The 19,962-nt window shown below is 57.6% G+C and carries 19 protein-coding genes; 13 read left to right on the top strand and 6 right to left on the bottom strand.

The genetic code is table 11. The annotated features are described in order from the left end of the window. Nucleotides 1–532: 532 nt before the first annotated feature. From F4X57_12385 to F4X57_12375, 3 genes are all read right to left on the bottom strand, one after another. Entirely contained in the window at nucleotides 533–2,431 is a 1,899-nt protein-coding gene (locus F4X57_12385) for a cell wall metabolism sensor histidine kinase WalK (protein ID MYC07947.1), read from the bottom strand. 5 nt (nucleotides 2,432–2,436) lie between these two features. Beyond that, the gene (locus tag F4X57_12380; protein ID MYC07946.1) at nucleotides 2,437–3,132 is read right to left on the bottom strand and encodes a response regulator transcription factor; all 696 of its coding nucleotides are present in this window, start codon (nucleotides 3,130–3,132) and stop codon (nucleotides 2,437–2,439) included. A 233-nt stretch (nucleotides 3,133–3,365) separates the two neighbouring features. Next, nucleotides 3,366–4,082 carry an enoyl-CoA hydratase/isomerase family protein gene (locus F4X57_12375; GenBank protein ID MYC07945.1) on the bottom strand — a complete coding sequence of 239 codons (717 nt, stop codon included), beginning with the start codon at nucleotides 4,080–4,082 and terminating at the stop codon, nucleotides 3,366–3,368. Nucleotides 4,083–4,265: 183 nt separating this feature from the next. Here F4X57_12375 and F4X57_12370 point away from each other — a divergent pair, with 183 nt between their 5' ends. The 7 genes from F4X57_12370 (at nucleotide 4,266) to F4X57_12340 (ending at nucleotide 13,067) form a co-directional block, all read left to right on the top strand. Beyond that, complete coding sequence (locus tag F4X57_12370; protein ID MYC07944.1) at nucleotides 4,266–5,216, top strand: NAD(P)-dependent oxidoreductase; 951 nt, start codon at nucleotides 4,266–4,268, stop codon at nucleotides 5,214–5,216. Nucleotides 5,217–5,661: 445 nt separating this feature from the next. Further along, nucleotides 5,662–6,456: a biotin--[acetyl-CoA-carboxylase] ligase gene (locus F4X57_12365; protein ID MYC07943.1), complete on the top strand. Its 795-nt coding sequence runs from the start codon at nucleotides 5,662–5,664 to the stop codon at nucleotides 6,454–6,456. A 107-nt stretch (nucleotides 6,457–6,563) separates the two neighbouring features. Beyond that, nucleotides 6,564–7,817, top strand: coding sequence for an ATP-binding protein (locus F4X57_12360; protein ID MYC07942.1), 1,254 nt, complete (start codon nucleotides 6,564–6,566; stop codon nucleotides 7,815–7,817). 286 nt (nucleotides 7,818–8,103) lie between these two features. Continuing rightward, nucleotides 8,104–8,292 (top strand): hypothetical protein, encoded by a 189-nt coding sequence (locus tag F4X57_12355; protein MYC07941.1) that lies wholly within the window; start codon nucleotides 8,104–8,106, stop codon nucleotides 8,290–8,292. 43 nt (nucleotides 8,293–8,335) lie between these two features. Further along, complete coding sequence (locus tag F4X57_12350) at nucleotides 8,336–9,139, top strand: SDR family oxidoreductase (protein ID MYC07940.1); 804 nt, start codon at nucleotides 8,336–8,338, stop codon at nucleotides 9,137–9,139. A 129-nt stretch (nucleotides 9,140–9,268) separates the two neighbouring features. After that, the gene (locus F4X57_12345) at nucleotides 9,269–10,027 is read left to right on the top strand and encodes an SDR family oxidoreductase (GenBank protein MYC07939.1); all 759 of its coding nucleotides are present in this window, start codon (nucleotides 9,269–9,271) and stop codon (nucleotides 10,025–10,027) included. A gap of 142 nt (nucleotides 10,028–10,169) precedes the next feature. Next, complete coding sequence (locus F4X57_12340) at nucleotides 10,170–13,067, top strand: hypothetical protein (protein ID MYC07938.1); 2,898 nt, start codon at nucleotides 10,170–10,172, stop codon at nucleotides 13,065–13,067. Between the two features lie 9 nt (nucleotides 13,068–13,076). Here the strand turns inward: F4X57_12340 and F4X57_12335 are convergent, their stop codons facing one another. Both F4X57_12335 and F4X57_12330 read right to left on the bottom strand, forming a co-directional pair. Beyond that, the gene (locus F4X57_12335; GenBank protein MYC07937.1) at nucleotides 13,077–13,352 is read right to left on the bottom strand and encodes a hypothetical protein; all 276 of its coding nucleotides are present in this window, start codon (nucleotides 13,350–13,352) and stop codon (nucleotides 13,077–13,079) included. Beyond that, nucleotides 13,353–13,655 (bottom strand): hypothetical protein, encoded by a 303-nt coding sequence (locus tag F4X57_12330; GenBank protein ID MYC07936.1) that lies wholly within the window; start codon nucleotides 13,653–13,655, stop codon nucleotides 13,353–13,355. Nucleotides 13,656–14,070: 415 nt separating this feature from the next. Between F4X57_12330 and F4X57_12325 the strand changes: the two genes are divergently transcribed. The 6 genes from F4X57_12325 to F4X57_12300 all read left to right on the top strand — a co-directional run bounded on the left by F4X57_12325 (nucleotide 14,071) and on the right by F4X57_12300 (nucleotide 19,357). After that, nucleotides 14,071–14,655 carry a GNAT family N-acetyltransferase gene (locus F4X57_12325; protein ID MYC07935.1) on the top strand — a complete coding sequence of 195 codons (585 nt, stop codon included), beginning with the start codon at nucleotides 14,071–14,073 and terminating at the stop codon, nucleotides 14,653–14,655. 41 nt (nucleotides 14,656–14,696) lie between these two features. Continuing rightward, nucleotides 14,697–16,022, top strand: coding sequence for a CapA family protein (locus F4X57_12320; GenBank protein ID MYC07934.1), 1,326 nt, complete (start codon nucleotides 14,697–14,699; stop codon nucleotides 16,020–16,022). Nucleotides 16,023–16,061: 39 nt separating this feature from the next. Next, complete coding sequence (locus tag F4X57_12315; protein MYC07933.1) at nucleotides 16,062–16,820, top strand: DUF3800 domain-containing protein; 759 nt, start codon at nucleotides 16,062–16,064, stop codon at nucleotides 16,818–16,820. A gap of 155 nt (nucleotides 16,821–16,975) precedes the next feature. Next, nucleotides 16,976–17,932, top strand: a complete 957-nt coding sequence (locus F4X57_12310) for an ornithine cyclodeaminase family protein (GenBank protein ID MYC07932.1) — start codon at nucleotides 16,976–16,978, stop codon at nucleotides 17,930–17,932. Nucleotides 17,933–18,532: 600 nt separating this feature from the next. Further along, nucleotides 18,533–18,880 (top strand): hypothetical protein, encoded by a 348-nt coding sequence (locus F4X57_12305; GenBank protein ID MYC07931.1) that lies wholly within the window; start codon nucleotides 18,533–18,535, stop codon nucleotides 18,878–18,880. Continuing rightward, nucleotides 18,881–19,357, top strand: a complete 477-nt coding sequence (locus F4X57_12300; GenBank protein ID MYC07930.1) for an acyl-CoA thioesterase — start codon at nucleotides 18,881–18,883, stop codon at nucleotides 19,355–19,357. 204 nt (nucleotides 19,358–19,561) lie between these two features. Here the strand turns inward: F4X57_12300 and F4X57_12295 are convergent, their stop codons facing one another. After that, the gene (locus F4X57_12295; GenBank protein MYC07929.1) at nucleotides 19,562–19,942 is read right to left on the bottom strand and encodes a PPOX class F420-dependent oxidoreductase; all 381 of its coding nucleotides are present in this window, start codon (nucleotides 19,940–19,942) and stop codon (nucleotides 19,562–19,564) included. Nucleotides 19,943–19,962: the final 20 nt, after the last annotated feature.

Genomic DNA, 19,962 nt, shown 5'->3' with positions numbered 1-19,962 from the left:
TCTCTCTGTGGTGTGCGCCTGCCAGCGCCCCCACCTCTCAAACACCCCGCCTCACACCCGCGCTTAACACACCGGCGCGCGGGTGCGTGTCAACGCGCGGCGCCGTAGTGCGAGACTGCGAAGTGGAGCCGACATTGCCTTGAGACTGCGGCATAGTACTTTCCATAACGCAAAATAGCATACGCCCGCAAAGTTAAGTCGCGGTGAACGAATTGTTAACAAGCCGTTAATAGAGGTCCGGCCAGGGCTATTCCATCCGTTGCAGATAACCCTTTTGGTGTATTATGTCCGAACCACTTTATTCTTGGACATATCAAATCTTTGACAACAGCGCATGGCATGTATGCATATTAGGTGGAATCGCCGAAAATGATAGCCCTTTCCCGCAATGCGACATACAACGTGTACATCAATGTTCTTATTTAATAGCCATCGGTTGTCAAGTATTATTTTCGTAGCAGGGTTGGACAACACAAGGCGCAGCGCAACTGGCAGAAGAACTTATAGAATGGCTAGGCGCGCAGCCGTTCGCCTAATCTTCAAGCCATGCCCTCGCTACCGTGAAGCGGAATGTGCTGCCTATGCCTTCTTCGCTTTGCACACTGACTTCGCCGCCGTGCGCTTGGACTATTTGCTGCACTATGGCGAGTCCCAGACCGCTGCCTCCGTCTCGCCGCGCTCTATCGACTTTGTAGAATCGCTCGAACACATGCGGCAGGTGCTCCCGCGCTATGCCGCTGCCCGTGTCTCGCACTTGCACGGCATGCTTGTCCTCGTCGCTTTCGATGGACACTGTCACGCTGCCCGCCGCCGTGTTCTTCAGCGCGTTGTCCAGAAGATTCACCATCGCTTGGCGCAGCTTGCCGCCGTCACCCAGTGCGAATGCAGGATAGCCCGGCGCATCGACGCGCAGGCTCACTCCGTCCGCCGTTCTGCCGCGGTATTCCCAGACGACCTCGTTCACCAGCGCGGACAGGTCGAGCGGCATCAGGCTCGGCAGCTGCTGCCCGCTTTCTAGGCGGGATAGTTCCAGCAAGTCCTCGACGATAGCGTTCATGCGGTCGAGCTCGCGGTTGATGCGCTGCAAGTAGTCTCGCGCGGTGGGCCTGCTTTCCAGTGCGCCGTCTTCCAGAGTTTCCACCATAATCTTGACGGACGCCAGTGGCGAGCGCAGTTCGTGCGATACATTGGTCACGAATTCGCGCAGTGTGTTTTCCACTTGACGGTTGGCGGTCAGGTCGTGCAGCGTCAGCAGGATGCTGTTCGAATCGCCGCCTAGTGGCGTTGCGATGGCGTTCAGGAAGCGGCGATGATGCAGCAGCTCGACTTCCGCCTGACGCAGTTGCCCGCTCGTCAGCGACAGCGTGGCGACTTGCTGTATCTCGTGGTCGCGCAACGCCTCTACCAAGCGCGCACCAACCGCGTCGCGCGCGCTGACGCCAAGCAGCCATTCGGCGGCGCTGTTCATCAGCGTTATTCTGCCGTCCGCCTCTATCACCACCACGCCGTCTTCCATAGTGTTCAGCATCGCCGTCAGCTTGCTGCTCTCCGCCGACATGTCGTTCAGCATGCGCCGTATCGTGTCCGCCATGGCGTTGAACGCGGCGGCGAGTTCCTGCGTCTCGTCCGACGATATTGGCGATACGCGGTGTCCTAAGTCGCCCTGTGCGAACCGAGTCGCGCCATCGGCGACCGCGCGCACGGAGCGCGATGTGCGGCGAAATATGAAATAGCCCGCTCCGACCGACAGCAGCCCAACTAGCACCGCAGCGACCGCGATTCGCGCAACGAGGCGGTTGATGTCGGGCTGCACTTGAGACAACGGCGCGGCAACGCGCACCGCTCCGACGACGCTGTCCGGGACGCCGGCGCCTGCTGTGCCGCCGTCCTGCGCGATTATCGGGACAACGGCGTAGAGCATTGCCTCGGTGGCATTAGGTTTGAGCGGAGTGCCTACACCGATGGCAGCCGTGCCATTTTGCGAGAGCGCCGCCCGAACATCATCGCGTCCAAGCTGCAACGGAAGCTGGAACGGAAGCTGGAACGGCGCCTGCCAACTGTCCGCGACAATCGCGCCGTCCATGCCAATAACAGTAACCCGCGCACCCGCGAGACCGCCAAGATTCGCGGTAAGCGCTTGTAAGTCGGCGGCGTCCTGCGCGTCAATGTACTGTACGCCGGCGCTTTGGTTGCTATTGCCTTGACCGGCATTACCTTGCTCGATTTTATCTTGACCATTCGCGGCAAGCGCAGCGGACGCCCTTTCGCTGACGAGCAGTGCTTGGCGGTGCAGACTGCCTTGCAGGTTGGCGATGTATGTGTCGCGCACGAAGCCGACGAGATACAGGCTGACGATGCCCAGGCTCAGGAATATCAGCGCGGTGTATGCGAGGGCGATGCGCCAGTGGAGCGAGCGGGGCAGCCTTACCATCCCATCTATCCGTCAAAGCGGTATCCGACGCCGCGAATCGTGACGATGCGGACGGGCTTGCCGGGTTCGGGCTCGATCTTCTCGCGCAGCCAGTGGACGTGGACGTCCACCGTGCGGCTGTCGCCGTAGTAGTCGTGCCCCCAGAGGCGTTCGAGGATTTGGTCGCGGGTGAAGGCGCGTGCGCGGTTCTTGGCAAGCAGCGCAAGCAGATCGAACTCGCGAGGCTTGAGTTCCAGCCGCACGCCGCCGCGCCGCACGATATGGCTTGTGCTGTCGATTTCTAAGTCGCCGGTGCGAAGTATATCCACATCTGCGGATTTGCCGTCTGTGGCGGGCGGACGCGTGGAACGACGCAGCATATTGCGAACGCGCGCCATCAGCTCGCGGACGCTGAACGGCTTGGTAACATAGTCGTCCGCGCCGAGCTCCAAGCCTACCACGCGGTCAATCTCTTCGCTGCGCGCGGTGAGCATCAGAATGGGCACTTCGCTCTCGCGGCGCAGGATGCGGCACACTTCGAACCCGTCAAGTTGCGGCAGCATAACATCGAGAATAACGAGGTCAGGGCGAACGGAGCGCGCGGCATTCAGCGCCTGTTCGCCATCAATAGCCGTCTGCACGGAATAGCCCTCGCGCTCTAAATTATACCGAAGCGCCTCAAGCAGATTCTCTTCATCCTCAACGACAAGTACGGTACTCATGTGTGTAAGTATGTCAGCATATCCGCGTAACAGTCAATACGACACGTGCTTAACGGGGTCTTTTGGTTGTCGAGACGATTTCACAATTCCCTAATGTTGTCATTCCGAACGCAGTGAGGAATCTGAAGCATGTCCCTACGAAGGCAGCGATCGTTGCATGCAAACCTGTTTCCGACTTTAGATTTCTCGCTTCGCTCGAAATGACATGAATAGGCGAAAGACCCTAGCGCTAACTATGTCACTTTAAGCGACGCAAGCCGCCGTTCCAATGCCAGTCCCTGCGCTAGCGGCATGTCCGCGCCTTCGAGTATGGCTCGCTTGGCTAGGGACATTGCGGACGGGTCGAGCGCGGCTAGTTCTTGTGCGGCTGCGATTGCCTCTTGCATCAGCGTGTCTGCGGGGACGACGCTGTGCGCCAAGCCGATACGCTGCGCTTCGTCCGCGCCGATGCGCCTGTTGGACAGCACCATTTCCAGCGCCCTGCTCGCGCCCACGACTCGCCGCAAAGTCTGTGTGCCGCCCGCCGCCGGTATCATTCCAAGCGCGACTTCCGGCATGGCGAACTGTGCGTCATCGGCGGCGATGCGAATGTCGCACAGGCAGGCAATCTCCACGCCCGAGCCGATGACATACCCGCGCATCGCCGCGACGAGTGGCTTGCCCAGCGACAGGAACAACCCCCAAATGTCGCGTTCCCAGCGCACTTGCCGCGCGATGACCTGCGACGGCGCAGTGCCGAACTCGGTCAAATCCGCGCCGGCGCAGAACGCGCGCTCACCGGCGCCGCTGATTATCGCGACGCGCACATCCGGGTCGTCGCGCACCGCCTCCAGCGTGATGAACAGCTCGTCGCGCATCTGCACATTGTATGCGTTCATCACGCGCGGCCGGTTCAGCACGATGTCCGCCACCGCGCCGCTCTTGTCGTACAACACCACAGGTTCATTCATAGTCAGTCAGTATTTCAGTCCGTCAGTCTGTCAGTCAGTATATCAGTTGGTCGGTGTTTTGATATTCATGGATCGTCGCTTCCGATATTTGTTAGGACTTGTTGATATAGGCGACCAGGATATAGAGTGTAGAAGACTGACAGGCTGACACACTGTCCGACTTACAGACTTGGAGGCACGACAATGAAAATCGGCTTTATCGGGCTTGGCAATATGGGCGGCGGGATGGCGGCGAATGTGCTGCGCGCCGGATACGACCTGACGGTGCACGACTTGCGCCGTGAATCGGCGACTCCGCTATTGGAGGCTGGCGCGTCTTGGGCGGACACTCCGGCGGAACTGGCGGCATCGTGCGACATCGTTCTGACATCGCTGCCCGGACCGCGCGAAGTTGAGGCTATCGCACTGGGCGAGGGCGGCGTGTTGGAGGGAATGGGCAGCAAGGCAGCGGAAGGTGGCGAGAGCGGCGGCGTGTATGTCGACCTTAGCACAAGCTCGCCCACGCTGATACGCGACATCGCAGCTCAGTTCGCCGAACAAGGTTTGAGCGTGCTGGACGCGCCGGTGAGCGGTGGGCCAGTCGGCGCGCGCACGGGCAGGTTGGCAGTGATGGTCGGCGGAGAACGCGATGTTTACGACCGTGTGAAGCCCGCTTTAGATGCCATCGGCGACAAGGTGAGCTACATTGGACCAGTCGGTTCCGGCAGCATCGCCAAGCTAATGCACAACTGCATTGGCTACGGCTTGCAGACCATCGTCGCCGAGTGCCTGACTCTGGGCGTGAAGACGGGCGTTGATCCGGAGCCGCTGTACCAAGCAATCTCCAACGGCTCGGTCGGACGCGGCAGTTCATTCGCCAATACCTACCCGAACACATTCCTCGCCGGAAACTTCGACCCGCCCAGCTTCGCATTGCGTCTGGCGCACAAAGACGTCAGCCTCGCATTGGAACTAGCGCGCGAATACGGCGTCCCGATGAGCGTAGGCAACATAGCGCACCAAGAGCTGACCGCCGCACTAAACCGAGGCTGGGCAGACAAGGACTCGCGCATAGCCATGACGCTGCAAGAAGAGCGAGCGGGCGACGTGGAAGTGCGTATAGTGAAGCCTGATGCCGACGCGCTGGATGCGTAATGGTAATTTCAGGAGACGATTTCACAAATCCCTAGCGTTGCCATTCCAAGCATTTCTCTATCGTCATTCCCGAAAGCAATGAGGATCCCAAAATCTTCGCCCGCAAACCTGTTTTCGACTTTAGATTTCTCGCTTTGCTCGAAATGACAGGAGCAAGGCAAAATGGCAGAGGAAAGGCGGTATGATAAAAGCAAATCACATTTGTGAAATCGTTTCAACTTTGGCTAATTAGACCGGAAACGAACGCGAAATGAAACGCGGCGAAAATCCTGTGAACCGCAGTAATACCTGATAAAATATGAAATGAGTTTGAAATGACATCAGAAAATATCAGCCGCTACATCATTCCGCAAAGGTGGAGCTACGCCAACTTTTGAGTGGACGCTGAAAAGCACAAGAACGCCCCGCTTGACACGCCGCAAAACCCGCAAGTATCATCCCGCCCATGCCAGACGCAGCGCACGCCACAGATCTCGACATACCCGCGCTTGAAGCTGCCCTCGCTCAGCGCATCATTGGGCATCGTGTTTGCCACTACGACCTGATAGGCTCGACTATGGACGAGGCGCGGCGGCTTGCGGCTGAGGGCGCGGCAGAGGGCACGGTGGCCATTGCCGAGGAACAAACGGCGGGCAGAGGTCGATTCAATCGCGCGTGGGTGTCGCCGCGCAGCGAGAATCTGTCGTTTTCGGTCATACTTACGCCGCCGGCGAGTCAACTGCCCTACATGAACATGGCAGCGACTCTGGCAGTCGCGCACACCGTCGCAGACTGCACGAATTTGCAGCCCACCATCAAGTGGCCCAACGATGTGCGCGTGGGCGGACTGAAGATTTCCGGCATCCTCATCGAGACGGCGATCGAAAGCGCGGACGCCGTATGCGCCATCATCGGCATCGGCGTCAATGTGAACTTCGATCCGTCACGCTACGCCGAAATCGCCGACATATCCACAAGCATCTACCGCGAAACCGGGCAGCGCCGAAATCGCACGCCGGTCTTGCAAACGCTGCTGGAACACTTCGACGACGCATATGCCATCGTGCGCTCCGGCGGCTCGCTGACCGCCGAATGGTCGGCGATGATAGACACGCTCGGGCGCTCCGTAACCCTGCGCTCGCAGAACGACACCATTGAGGGCATAGCAGAGTCTGTTGACAAACAGGGCAACCTGCTGGTGCGCCGCAATGATGGCTCGCTCTATACCGCCACCGCCGGCGAGGTTACATCGCAGACGTGATGGTGGTGGCGCGGATAGGTGGTATGCTAGAAGGGTAGAGAAGGGGACGCGCCCCATGAGTGAGCAATCAAGAATTGCATTGAAACGGCGCGCCCAGAAGGACAGCGATGAAACTCCACATCAAAAACTTCCGCTCCATAAAGCAGTTGGACTTGGAGCTCGCGCCCATCACCGTGCTATATGGACACAACGGCACAGGCAAGTCCAGCGTACTCTACGCTCCGCTGACGCTGAAAAATATCGTGGTTAATCCCGATCAAAACCTTTCAGAGTTCTTCAACTACGGCTTCACCAGCCTAGGAGAGTTTTCGGAGGTTGTGTTTGATCATAACCAGAACAATGAGTTGGAGTTGGGAATATCTCTTGAAACCGCTTCTGTGAACTTGCTAGACCATGAAGGTGCGGACTATGGTGGCTATGATGTTGAGATTGACTATCGCTTCGCTTGTCTCAGTAATTCCATAGGATCATTCAAATTCAAAACGCTGCTGCACGATTGGGATGGTGGTACACGGGTGTCTATTGATTTGATGTGTGTAGCCACACCCCCTGACCAAGAAAGCAACCGCGAACTTATATCAGAAGTTAAATCAGGCAAGACTTTCGTTTGGAATGGTGTAGCCACCAACGAGGTTGCGATAGGTCATGGAGATGTTCCTCATGATGTGGCAGACGGAGCTATGAAGATGCTAAACCTGCCGACAGAAGAGTTGGAACGGGTGGCTTTTGTGCCACTAGGACGGGGATTCTATCAACCTTTGTACTCTTTGCAAAAAGTATCGCCGATGATGGCCACTGAGCAAGAAGTTACCAGCATGCTTGCTAGTGACGAGCATCTCGAATACAAAATCGGTCGATATATGGAACAGATTCTGGATAGAGACTTTCGAGTAAGAAATCGCATAGGCTCTAAGAATTTTTCCCTGAATAGCATAGACAGACGCACTGGCATGGGCGCGTCCCTAGTGAACGAAGGCTTCGGCGTCAATCAACTGGTGTATATGCTGGCAAAGGTGTTGCATCCTGACTCCGGTATCGTGTGCATCGAAGAGCCGGAAATCCACCTTCACCCCACAGCCATTCGCCGATTGGCACGAACACTCGCCGACATAGTTCAAGAAGAACCTACTAAGCACCTGATAATCTCCACTCACAGCGAGCAGTTCATCCTGTCTCTGCTGGCGCTTGTTGCTGAAGATACGTACTCTCCCGACAACCTTGCAATTTATCACGTAACCAAGAAAGGCAAAGAGTCTGAATTCCAACGCCAACAGGTGAATGAAAACGGACAGGTCGAAGGCGGCCTCGCAACTTTCATGGAGGGTGAACTAGAAGATATGAAGGCGTTTCTGGGAGTGTAGAACTTGACGGAATTGCCTTCTAAAATGCTCGTGATAAACGAGTGGCTGTTTCAAGACATCAAAGGCGAGAACGGTCAAACCAAAAGACAGGAAACTGGTATATTCCTTACGCAATTCGCACAAGGGCAGGACAAGTTCGCGGTTCTGACTGGCAATCCCTGGATGCAAAAGGCCTACGAACTGATGACATATAGTGCACCTGATATACGAGAGCTAAGTAAGCTAGTGCGAAGCCTGATCATAAACCCGAGCAAGTGCATGATTCTTCAACCTGAACAGTCTGCGGATGTCGTCCCCCCAAGAGGCAATTACCGCCGCACCCCAAGAGGACATATATCTGATTCAGACATATTACGCTTCAAACGCCGACCTGCTGATTACCACCGACAAAGGCTTGCTTGAAGCCTTCAAATCCCACCAAGATATTGAAGTCGTTCACCGCGACACCTTTCTCGACGACTACCTGAATTCATGAAAACATATCCTTTTCATACCCAAGGACAAGGAGATACACAAACATGCTTGAAAAACTGAGTCTGGACGGCAAGACTGTCGTCATTACGGGCGGCGGCACCGGGTTGGGACGCGAGATGTCCGTCGCCATGGCGAAGGCGGGCGCAGATCTTGTGATTGCCTCTCGACGCATGGGACCAATCGAAGAGACCGCTGATGCCGTGCGCGCGGTCGGCAGACGCGCCATCGCCGTTTCGACCGATGTTACCGACTCGGCGCAGGTCAACGCCTTGTTCGAGCGCGCTATCGACGAGTTCGGCAAGGTGGATGTGCTGTTCAACAACGCGGGCATCGTGCGCGGGCAAGGCTCCATCCCGATCTGGGACATCTCCGACGAGGATTGGCGCATCGGTATAGACACGAACCTGACGGGGGCGTTCTACTGCTCTCGCGCAATTGCCCAGCACATGATCGAGCGCGGCGGCGGCAAAATCGTCAATGTGTCGTCCGGCTTCGGCTTTCGCGGCGGGCGCGACAACTATATGTACACCTGCGGCAAGGGCGGCATCGTGCAGCTCACGCGCACCATCACCACGAGCATGAGCCGATACGGTATCACCTGCACCTGCATCGTGCCGGGCTACATCCCGACCGAGGGCACGGCCGAATCCAATGACACTCTGCCCCGCGGCGGATTCATCCCGATGGGTCGCGTGGGCAGGCCGCACGAGATGGGACCGCTCGCCGTGTATCTGGCGTCGGACGCTTCAGACTACATGAACGGCGAGATGTTCGTCATAGACGGCGGCGGACTAGCAGGCGGCTACGCGCCCACCGGCTACGCGCCGGAAATACCGCTGGAAATTTAGAGTTTTCAGTTTTCAGTTGTTATTTCACAGTTTTCAGTTTTCAGTCATTGACTGACTGGCAAGGGACAATCCTAGAAATTGCACTACTGAAAACTGTTCACTGACTACTGACAACTAAAGGAGAATGACATGCCCATACCTGAAGAATGGAACCTGAGCGGCAAGGCGGCGATTATTACGGCGGACAGGCGCGGTTGGACGCCGTTTCTGGCGGCGGCGCTGGCTGAGGCAGGCGCGGATGTCGCAATCGCGGGCGCGGTGAACTCGGACGCCGCAGAAGCAGCGAGAGCGGTCGAGGCGCAAGGACGCCGCGCACTGCAAATCACGACCGATGTTACGAACGCCGACGATGTGGAAGCGATGACGCAGCGCGTCGTGGACGAATTCGGCAAGGTGGATATTCTGGTGAATAACGCGCGCGCCGAGTTCGGCAAGCCGTTTGAGGATGTGCTCGAAGACGAATGGCAGCGGCTGATGGACTTCAATGTGAAGTCGATGTTCCTGTGCAGCCAAGCGGCGGGCAGGCGGATGCTGGCGCAGGAGAGCGGACACATCGTGAACATCGGCTCCGGACTTGCGTTGCGCGGTCTGTGGAACTCGGTCGCGGCGTGCGCGGCATCGGGCGCGGTGGCGCAGATAACATCATCGTTGGCGCTCGAATGGTCGCGGCGCGGCATCCGCGTCAACGGCATCGGAGCCGGTTGGATTACGCCCGAAGAGCCGACCGAAGAATCGCAGCGCGAACTGCTGGTGCGCTATCTACCTTCGCGCCGCAAGGGGCATCCGACCGACCTGTGCGGCTTGCTCGTCTATCTTGCATCGGACGCCTGCGACTTCGTAACCGGCCAGACCATCTACATAGACGGCGGTGCGTTGGCGCATGCCTAGCGCGGCGGCGTAACTGACACCGATATGCATTACGATGTCCATTATTTGAAGCGTCTATCTTTATTTGCCAACTTCGTCAGATTGCCCACGCATATTATCCCTACATATTGTGTCCCTCCGTCCGACAGGATAGGACAAAGCGATGACATCCCGCCAAGCCGAACAGAACGCCAACATTGCGCTGGGAAGACTGCTCACGCGCATGCTCCCCACCTGCGCGGTGAAGACAGAGAATACCCGCGTTATCGTGGACAACCCCGCACTGCGCCCTGACATCCTCATCACCGGCGCCGACCGCGCGCCCGTGGTCATCGAAGCCGAGTTCATGCCGGCCGCCACTGCCGAGCAAGAGGCGAAGGACAGGCTCGGACTGGAAGTTGTGGACGGACGCCGCCCCATCGAAGCGGCAATCGCATTGCGCTATCCTGATGGGTTTGAGTTCACGGACGACATGAGCGGCGGCTTGGCAGGCGCGCGCTTGGAGTACGCAGTGTTCTACGCGGATGAAACGCGCTTCCCCGAATCCGGCTGGCTTCAGGGAACGCCCGCCGACCTTGCGGACATTGCGCGGCTGGTGTCCGTTCCGCAGTCTGCCGTGGACGCCGCGACGGATGCGCTCCAAAGCGGCATAGACCGCGCCGCCGCAATTCTGAAAGACCTCAACGAGCAGCGCCCGGCGATAACCCAAGCCGTCGCCGCCCTGCTCGGAATGTCCGACGTGCCGCAGACGCACCGCATGGCATGCGCCATCATCGCCAACGCGATGGTGTTTCACGACCGCGTAGCCGACATTCACGGCGACATTAAGCCGCTGCGCCTCGTGTGCAGTAGGGATGTGGCAAATCCGCAGCGCGAAATCATCGCCGAGTGGACGCGCATCCTCGCCATTAACTATTGGCCCATTTTTGCCGTATCAAGAGACATCATCGAGCAGATTCCGACTGCCGAAGCTTCGCGGTTGCTGCGGCTGCTGGAGTACACGGCGGGCGATGTGGCGGCGAGCGGCGCGAATGTGGAACACGACCTGACGGGGCGCATATTCCAGCGTCTCATCGCCGACCGCAAGTATCTCGCTACCTTCTATACCCTGCCCGCATCCGCCGCGCTACTGGCTCGTCTTGCCGTGAGCAAGCTGGAGAGCGTGGACTGGGCGGACGCCGACGCCATCGGCAAGCTGCGCGTGGGCGACTTCGCCTGTGGCACGGGCGCGCTGCTGTCCGCCGTATATGAGCAGATAGCGGCGCGGCATGAGCGCGAGGGCGGCAATCCCGCAGACTTGCATCGGGCGATGATGGAAGATGTGCTGTACGGCTGCGATGTGATGCCCTCCGCGATACACATCACGAGTTCCACGCTGTCGGGCGCGCAGCCCACTGTGGGATACAACGAGTCGCGCTTGTACAACATGCCCTACGGCAGGCAGGCCGACGGCACGGTCGCCATAGGCTCGCTGGAGCTGCTGCAATCGTCCTCCGTGATGACGCTGTTCAACACCAGCGACCCCGCCATGCGAACCGGCAGCGCGGGCGAAGAGACTGCGGCGAGTGTGCTAGTGGATGTTCCCGACGATGGGTTTGACTTGGTGATAATGAATCCGCCGTTCACCAGTAATACCAAGCACTATGACGCTGAAGATGGTGTTCTCAATGCCGCGTTTGCTGCTTTCGACTCTTCAAAAGAAGAGCAAGACGACATGGCGAAACGAATGAGGGAGAAGGCAAAGAATACATCCTACCACGGGCATGCAGGATTGGGTTCAGCGTTTGCCGCGCTTGCCGACCGCAAAGTTAAGCAGGGCGGCGTTGTCGCCTTCGTGCTACCGTTCACTGCGATAAACGGCTCGTCTTGGGCAAAGTTTAGAACAGTCATTGCCACGCGATACACCGATGTAACCATTGTGAGCATAGCCGCGAATGGTAAGGAAATGTCCTTTTCGTCTGATACAGGGATGGCGGAATGTTTGATTATAGGGCGCAAGTTAAGGAATAAAGAAAAGGCTGGTGGTCGCGCAGACTTCGTTTCTCTGCGACGCAGGCCCGCTGGTTTCGTCCACGCATTGGAACTTTCAAAGGACATGTCGGGCAGCGAAGATATTCGTAGAATTGAGGATGGACCTTATGGTGGCAATCCAGTCTATTGCGGTGAGGAACTTGCGGGCGAGATGCTCGTTGCGCCGACTGACAACTATGAGAATGGCTGGGGTGCAGCGCGTTTAGCGGACGCATCAGTAGCACAGACAGCGCAGGCGCTGTCGAATGGCAAGTTGTGGCTGCCTGCCCAACTGACAGCATTGCAATTACCAACTGCTCAATTGAAGGTCATAGGGCGACGTGGGCAAGACCATCAGATGTTCATCAGCACCGCGCACAAGGGACCTTTCACGAAATCATCAGCAAGCCCTACCGCGACTTATCCTGCGCTCTGGAATCACAATGCCAGCAAAGAAAGACGGATAATCTGCGAACCTGATTGGCAGATGCTGGTAAAGATTGGAATGGAAGAGAGGGCCAATGAACTATGGGCAACCGCAAGTAGAGGACACCTTAATGCCGATTTCACATTCGGATCACAGGCACTTGCAATTGCATACACGGAGCGAAAGTCAATAGGCGGAAGGGTATGGCCGAATGTCATATTCGACAATGAACGCTACGACTACACATTCGCCGTATGGGGCAACAGCACACTAGGCTTGCTTTCATACTGGTGGCATGCCAGTCGTCAGCAGTCCAGCAAAGCGGGTATAACAACACGGAAGGCGGAAACCCTCCCCATCCTAGACCTACGCGCCCTCACCGACGCCCAGCACGCCATCGCGCGCGAGATATTCGACGACTTCCGAGAGCGCGACCTGAAGCCGGCGTATCTGGCGGACGCCGACGAGAACAGGGCGCTGCTGGACAGGCGCGTGGTGTGCGATATGCTGGGCTTCGGCGAAGATGTGTACGAGGGCGTTCGGCTGCTTGCGGCGAAGTGGTGCGCGGAGCCGTCGGTGCACGGGGGGAAGGGGCGGCCGCGGGGGACGCGGCTGGTGGTGTGAGAGGGAAGGCTACCGATACACATCACCCCTAGCGCCCGCATGATAGACATGAACAACATTCTCGCCATCTATCACCTCATACAGCAGGCGATAGTCGCCCTGACGCCAGCGATAGTTGCAGTGCCACTTGCCCTTCAGATGGTTGATACGTCCGCCCTGCCTAGGCGATTCCGAGATACGATTACTGATTTCGTCCCAAATTGCCGCCAGTTCGTGATGCCTTATGAGAAACCGTCTTACGCTTCTGTGCAGTTCCACATCGTATCGCCGTCGGCCGGAAACCATCTACCGCGCGCCTCCGGGCATCCGCCGCTTGGACAGGATTTTTTCTATGTCGTCGCCTGCCGCTACGGTCTCCTCCATAGACGCGAACCAGCCGTTCAGCAGCCGTATCGTCTCCAAATCGGTATGCCCACCACTGTGGACAGCATCAACAGTGGCGTTCATCACTGTCGCGGCAAACTCTCTCAGGTCATCTATTTCTAATTGGGATATGACCGCAGTCACTTCATCTGGACTTGGTAGCATCTCAATCTGAACCTTGCGCTCGTCGCTCGCGGTTTCGACGGCTTGTATGTCGGTAGCCATACGGTTCCTCGCTTATGCTGGGATTGCGGAATCGCCAATGCTATCTGTGTAGTGATGATACATGTGCCGCGATGGACATGCAACCAGAGCAACTGAGACTTGACTGAACGAGCAGATGCACCGCAATCTTCAAGCAAGCCACAGCCGAACAGACGATACGCGAGATGAAGCACACGGACATCAGGCAGTTGAAGAGCGTCTGCGCGAACAGGCTACGATGAGCTTGCTGCAGACGCGCCCATCCTATATTCCCCGTTCGCTGTGGTCCTGCGGCAAATGGCGATGTTTGTCCCCCGAGATTGCCATTTGCCGCTTTCGCTTGCCTCTTGTATAGTGCTCTTGTTATACAATTGCTAAACAGCATCATAAATTGTTGTTCATTATTTGGCACAAAGAACAGAGGGCAGGTGAGATTATGCCTCAAGAGATTAATTTGCAGATGGTTACGCGGGACGATGTGGTGCGCATTCGGCGCTGGCTGCAGGACGAAGAGGTGTCGGAATCGTGGTTCGGGCGCTATGCGTATGGCGATCCGGCGCACTTGGGCTACCATCCCGAGGAGATGGACGATGTGGACGAGGAGGAGTGGGTGCATGTCTTCGACAATCCGGAGCATCGGATCCTGTCGATTTACAGCCCGGCAGCCGGGCATATCGGCGAGATTCACCTCGCTATCGAAGAGTCGCTCGGAGATGGGCAGCTATCGATTCTCATCGGGCGCAAGGATTTGTGGCATCATGGCTATGGGTCGGCGGCGGCGCGGCGCGCGCTGGAAACGGCGTTCGACGAATACGGGCTTTACCGCGTCTGGGTCGATATTCCGGAGTACAACACTGCCGCGCGGAGCATGTTCGCGCATTTGGGCTTCCAGCACGAGGGCACGCTGCGCAAGAGCCGCCCGCACGAAGGCGCGCGCTTCGACTCGGTGGTGATGGGCTTGCTGGCGAACGAGTATGTGCCGCTGGACGGCGCGTCGGTCCAAGCGATCCCGCGCGTGTAGCGTGTAGGACGACGCAGGAAGGGCACACAGGTGAGGCGAGAGTGCTGTACGATGCGCAGGCAGGCAATCTGACGCTGATAGCAAGCGGCGATACGATGATAACCCGCAGGATGTCCGTCTTCCGCGAGGATGGCTTCGCGCGTCTGCGGAAGCTGTTCCAAGACGCGGATGTGGGGTTCACAAACCTAGAAATGCTGATGCACGAGTACGAGCATTCGCCGGGCATGGCGGGCGGCACTTACACTGCGTCCGACCCGAAGAACCTGCGCGAGCTGGAGTGGATGGGCGTCAACCTGGTGTCGTGCGCGAACAACCATAGCTACGACTACGGCGAAGGCGGCGTGCTGACGAATCTGGCGCATCTGCGCGAGTCCGACCTCGTGCACGCCGGCACCGGACGCAACCTGAGCGAGGCGCGCGCGCCGGCATATCTGGACACGGCGAACGGCAGGGTCGCGCTTATATCGGCGTCGTCCACATTCGCGGAGGCGGGTCGCGCGCTGAACCAGCGGCCGGACATCAACGGGCGGCCGGGCTTGAACCCGCTACGATTCAGCACGACGCACATCGTTGACCGGCCTGCGTTCGATGCGCTGCGTCGCGTCAACGCGGAGCTGGGCTTGGAGGCACAGCGTAATGCGCTCCGCAACTTCCGCCATCCGGGAGCAATACCGGAAGACACGGACAGTCGCATGGTGTTCTTGGACAATGTGTTCGCGCTGGGCGAGGAGTTCAAGGTCAACACGCAGCTCAACCGCAGCGACCTGAACGACAACCTGAAGTGGGTGCGGGACGCGCGCCGCATGGCAGACTGGGTGATGGTGTCTGTGCACTGCCACGAGAGCGGCGACCACAGCGATGAGCCACCGCAGTTTTTGGTGGACTTCGCGCACGCGTGCATCGACGAAGGCGCGGATGTGTTCGTGGGGCACGGGCCGCATACTACGCGCGGCATCGAGATATACAAAGACCGCCCGATAATGTACAGCCTGGGCAACTTCATCTTCCAGAACGACACGGTGAAGTGGCAGCCGTCGTACAATTACGAGAGCGTGAAGCTGGACGCGGACGCGACGCCGGCGGACTTTTACGACGCGCGCAGCGACCACGACAAGCGGGGCTTTCCGGCGGACGCGCTGTATTGGGAGAGCGTGGTGGCGCGCTGCGAATTCAAGCGCGAGTCGCTGCACAGCCTGACGCTGCTCCCTATAGACCTGGGACACGGCAGAAAGCGCTCGCAGCGCGGCAGACCGCTGCTGGCGTCGTCCGGGGTCAGCCGTCGCGCGCTAGAGCGCCTAAAGCGCCTGTCCAAGCCGCTCGGCACCGACATCCGCATAGAGCGCGGCGTAGGGAAGGTGCGCCTATGACCAAGACGATGTGATCGTCTTTGAATTGAGGCAAAATGCATGCTGGCATTTTTGGATGAAAGCGGAATACCGCATCCTAACGACGAAACTAGCAGACCTGTCATAGTGAGTATCTGCATAAATGAGGAAGATGTGCGTGGAGAGTCGGCGCATCTATATTCTCTGAAACGCCGACTTGGAACTCCCGACGCGGAACTTAAAGGGAGTAAATACATAACTCCGAGGGTGTTCAGAAACAGACCCAACGAATGGGAATTGGCAGAGTCTTTCTTTGACCTGTGTCGCTCGTTGCCCTTTACCTTGTTTGCGGTTGTTATGGAGCATCCGGAGCAATTACCATATGGTCGTGAGGCAGAAAACTACTTGCCTAACGAATACAGATACCTGCTTCAACGCATAAATCAACTTGCCGAAGAAAAGAACAGAGTGGCAACAGTTCTGTTCGATGGTGAGGGACCTACTCTATACGGTGGCTTGCTCCCAAAGAAGTTCGACTCTTTTCTTTATCGTTCCGCAGAAGGGCAATCGTTCACATCAATATGTGATTCCCCGTATTTCGTAGATTCTGGCTTGACGCAAGGCATACAGATAGCGGACATGACGGCGTATGTGTGTCGTGTTTATCAAGAGAACAGCCTTTATGAGGGAATACCGCAAGCGGATGGCTACCTGTCCGCCATCAACAGATACTACAATGTAGTCAGGGCAAAAACGATCGACTTTACGACGCCGGAGGGTTATCCGCGTCCCGGCATCTACTTCATGCCTGAGAGCGACCATTATAAAAGCAGCGAGTAACGATGCGGTGAATATCAGTCAAAAAATAATGCCAGCAGTCATCTATAACCACTGGCATTAATAGGGAATCACCCATGACGCCCGCCGGGAATCACTTATGAATCCACTCCCAGATTATCATACGGAAACACCGGACGCAACTTAGGAGAGCAACCTTGACCCTCTACCTAACCGAAAGCGAAATCAACCAAATCCTGACGATGGAACTTGCCCTTGAAACCGTCGAGCAAGCCTTCAGCCTGCTATCCGATGGCGGCGCAACTAATGGCGCGCGTTCGCGCATTCGGCTGCCGGCGGGCGGGCTGTTCAACTTCATGTGCGCGGCGGCTCCCGGCGCGGGCGTGATGGGGCTTAAAGCGTATGGCGTAGTCCCCGGCAACCCCGTCAAGTTCTATGTGCAGCTGTTCAGCACCGACACGGGCGAACTTCTGGCGCTGATGGAAGCGGGCGATCTGGGGCAGGTGCGTACCGGAGCGGCGAGCGGCGTTGCGACGAAGTACATGGCGCGCGAGGACGCGGCGAGCGTGGGCGTCATCGGCTCCGGGTATCAGGCGCGCACGCAGCTCGAAGCGGTGTGCAAGGTGCGCCCCATCACGAGCGCGCGCGTGTTCAGCCGCAACCCTGAGCGCAGAGAGAGGTTCGCCACAAGGATGGGCGAGCGGCTGAACATAGACATAACCGCCGTAGATAGCGGCGAGGAGTGCGTGGCGGACGCGGATGTGGTCATCACGATGACGAGCGCGAATCGTCCCGTGCTCAACGGCGAGTGGCTCAAGCCGGGTACGCACATCAACGCGGCAGGCGCGAACCACTGGATGCGGCGCGAACTCGACGGCAATGCGGTGCGCCGATCGGATGTGATCGTAACAGACGACATAGAGCAGGCAAAGATGGAGTGCGGCGACCTGATTTACCCTGCCGAACTCGGTTCGATTCGCTGGGAGCAGGTGCGCAGCCTAGCCGATGTGGTCGGCGGCGCGGCGTCCGGGCGCAAGACAGACGACGACATAACGCTGTTCGAGTCGCAGGGGCTTGCGGTGCAGGACATTACCACGGGGATACGCGTATATCAGATGGCGTTAGAGCGCGGCATAGGCGCGGCGATGCCGTGATAGCGTTCCATTCAGGTGGTTTGATAAAAAACCCGTTCGTCCTTCGACACGCTCAGGACGAACGGGTTCTGTTATTTCGACCATCCGAATGGAAGCGCTATCATCTTACTCCTTCCTATTGACCGCCGAGAGGACCATAAATCGTACTCTTGGCGTACTTTTGGCATCGGCGGGAACTCCCAGGGTGTGTTGACATTTGTGTCATTCCCGTGAAAACGGGAATCCAGAATCTCAAAATCCAGCTTTTGTCTCATTAACGGCTGCTTGCAGACACTGGATTCCTGCGAAAGCAGGAATGACGGAATGTAATGGTGAAATGGCAACAGAACCTAGTTACGGTGTACATTCTTCGCCATCACTTTATCATCAGAGTCCCTGCTATCTCGCTATCACACCTTCTGGGGCGGTTACGGCAAGGGTGGCGGGAATAATGCGGGGGACTAAGCGGGAGATTACACGAATGACGCTCGCCGCCGCTTGACATAGGGATGAGTTAGGCGCACACTTTCACACGCGAATCAGCCGCTGACTGACGCGCTTTGACATATAATTAATCCCAAAGATGGCCGAAAGACGGCATGAACACAGGAGGAAACGACAATGGCGCTGACACCTGCCATTTTGGAAATGGGAATGGGCATAGACTTGCACGGGCGGAACTACACGGAAGCCGCCAAGCGCGCGACTTGGAACGCCGTGCACCAGAGCAGCCTGATGTTTCTCGGCTTGCTCGGACCTGACACATCCAAAGAGATGATTGTGGAAGTAACGATTGCTATCCCAAATCCGGACGCTGTTGACCACGACGAAGTGCTGAGCGTGCTGCCCCACGGCAAAGGCGTGCTCAATGTGGTGCAGGGCGGCCTGGAAATCGAGCCTAGGGAAGGCTCGGGCGATTTCACCGTAATGGCGAACGCTGCCGTCGTCGTAAAGGTTGATGTCGAATGATTGCCGCAATTGAGCTTGCCAATAGAAGGGAACGCCAGCACATTGCCTAAGGACGACTTCAAGTTCAAGCACAGCCTGCGTGTGCGCTGGGGAGAGTGCGACGCGCAGCGGATTGTGTTTAATGCGCAGTATGTGAACTACATAGAAGTCGCGCAGGCGGAGTACTTTCGCAATATCGGCATTGCGCATTACAGCGACGAGGTGCGCGCACGGTTCGACCTTGCCACTGTCAAGGCTACTTTGGAGTTTCTGGCACCCGTGCGCATCGACGATATGCTTGATGTGTACACGCGCGTCTCACGCATCGGCAACAGTAGCATTACATTCATTACCGAGATGTACATTCACGGCAAAAATGCGCCGTGCAACCGCGCCGAGGGGATTTACGCCAACTTTGACGCTGCTACGGGCGTGCCGCGGCGTGTGCCGGACGATATACGCGAGGCGGTGCGGCGATTTGAGGGCTGGGAGTATTAAGCCCCCGCTGACCCATCCTAATCTTCCCCAAGAACCTTCCGGTTGTCACCCTGAACGAAGTGAAGGGTCTAAAATCGCTGTGTGGAAACAAGCCTGTCCATAGTCAACGCGTTTAGATTTTTCGCTTCGCTCGAAATGACATGAATAATCGAAAGACCCTTCCCCCAAAGGAGGGAAGGGATATATTGCAAATGAGCGCGAGAATTATGCGGGTGCGATTTTGACGATGACGCGCTGCTCGTCGGGGTTGCGGAGCGGGTATTCGTCCACGCCGAGGTATTTCTTGGCGAGCGCGTCGATGTGCGCGTCTGCGCCGTCGTGCGTGAACTCCACGACGCGACCGCGAATCGTAACCTGCTCGTAGGGATTATCCGCATCGGTAACGGCGATGGCGACTCGCGGATCGCGCCGCAGGTTCTCGGTCTTGACGCGCCCTTCGGCGGTGTTGAATATGACATGCTCGCCGTCGGTGTCTATCCACACGACGGTAGCTTGCGGCGAGCCATCGGGCATCACGGTGGCGATGGTGGCAATGTTCTTGCCCTCGCTAAGCATCTTAATGGCGTCCGCGCTTAGTTTGCTCATATTTGTGCCTCCTAGTTGAG

Source organism: Chloroflexota bacterium, assembly GCA_009840355.1.
Taxonomy (GTDB): Bacteria; Chloroflexota; Dehalococcoidia; order Lucifugimonadales; family JADFKI01; genus Bin90.
Note: the sequence above shows the minus strand (reverse complement) of the source record. Positions and strands in the feature narration are given on the sequence as shown.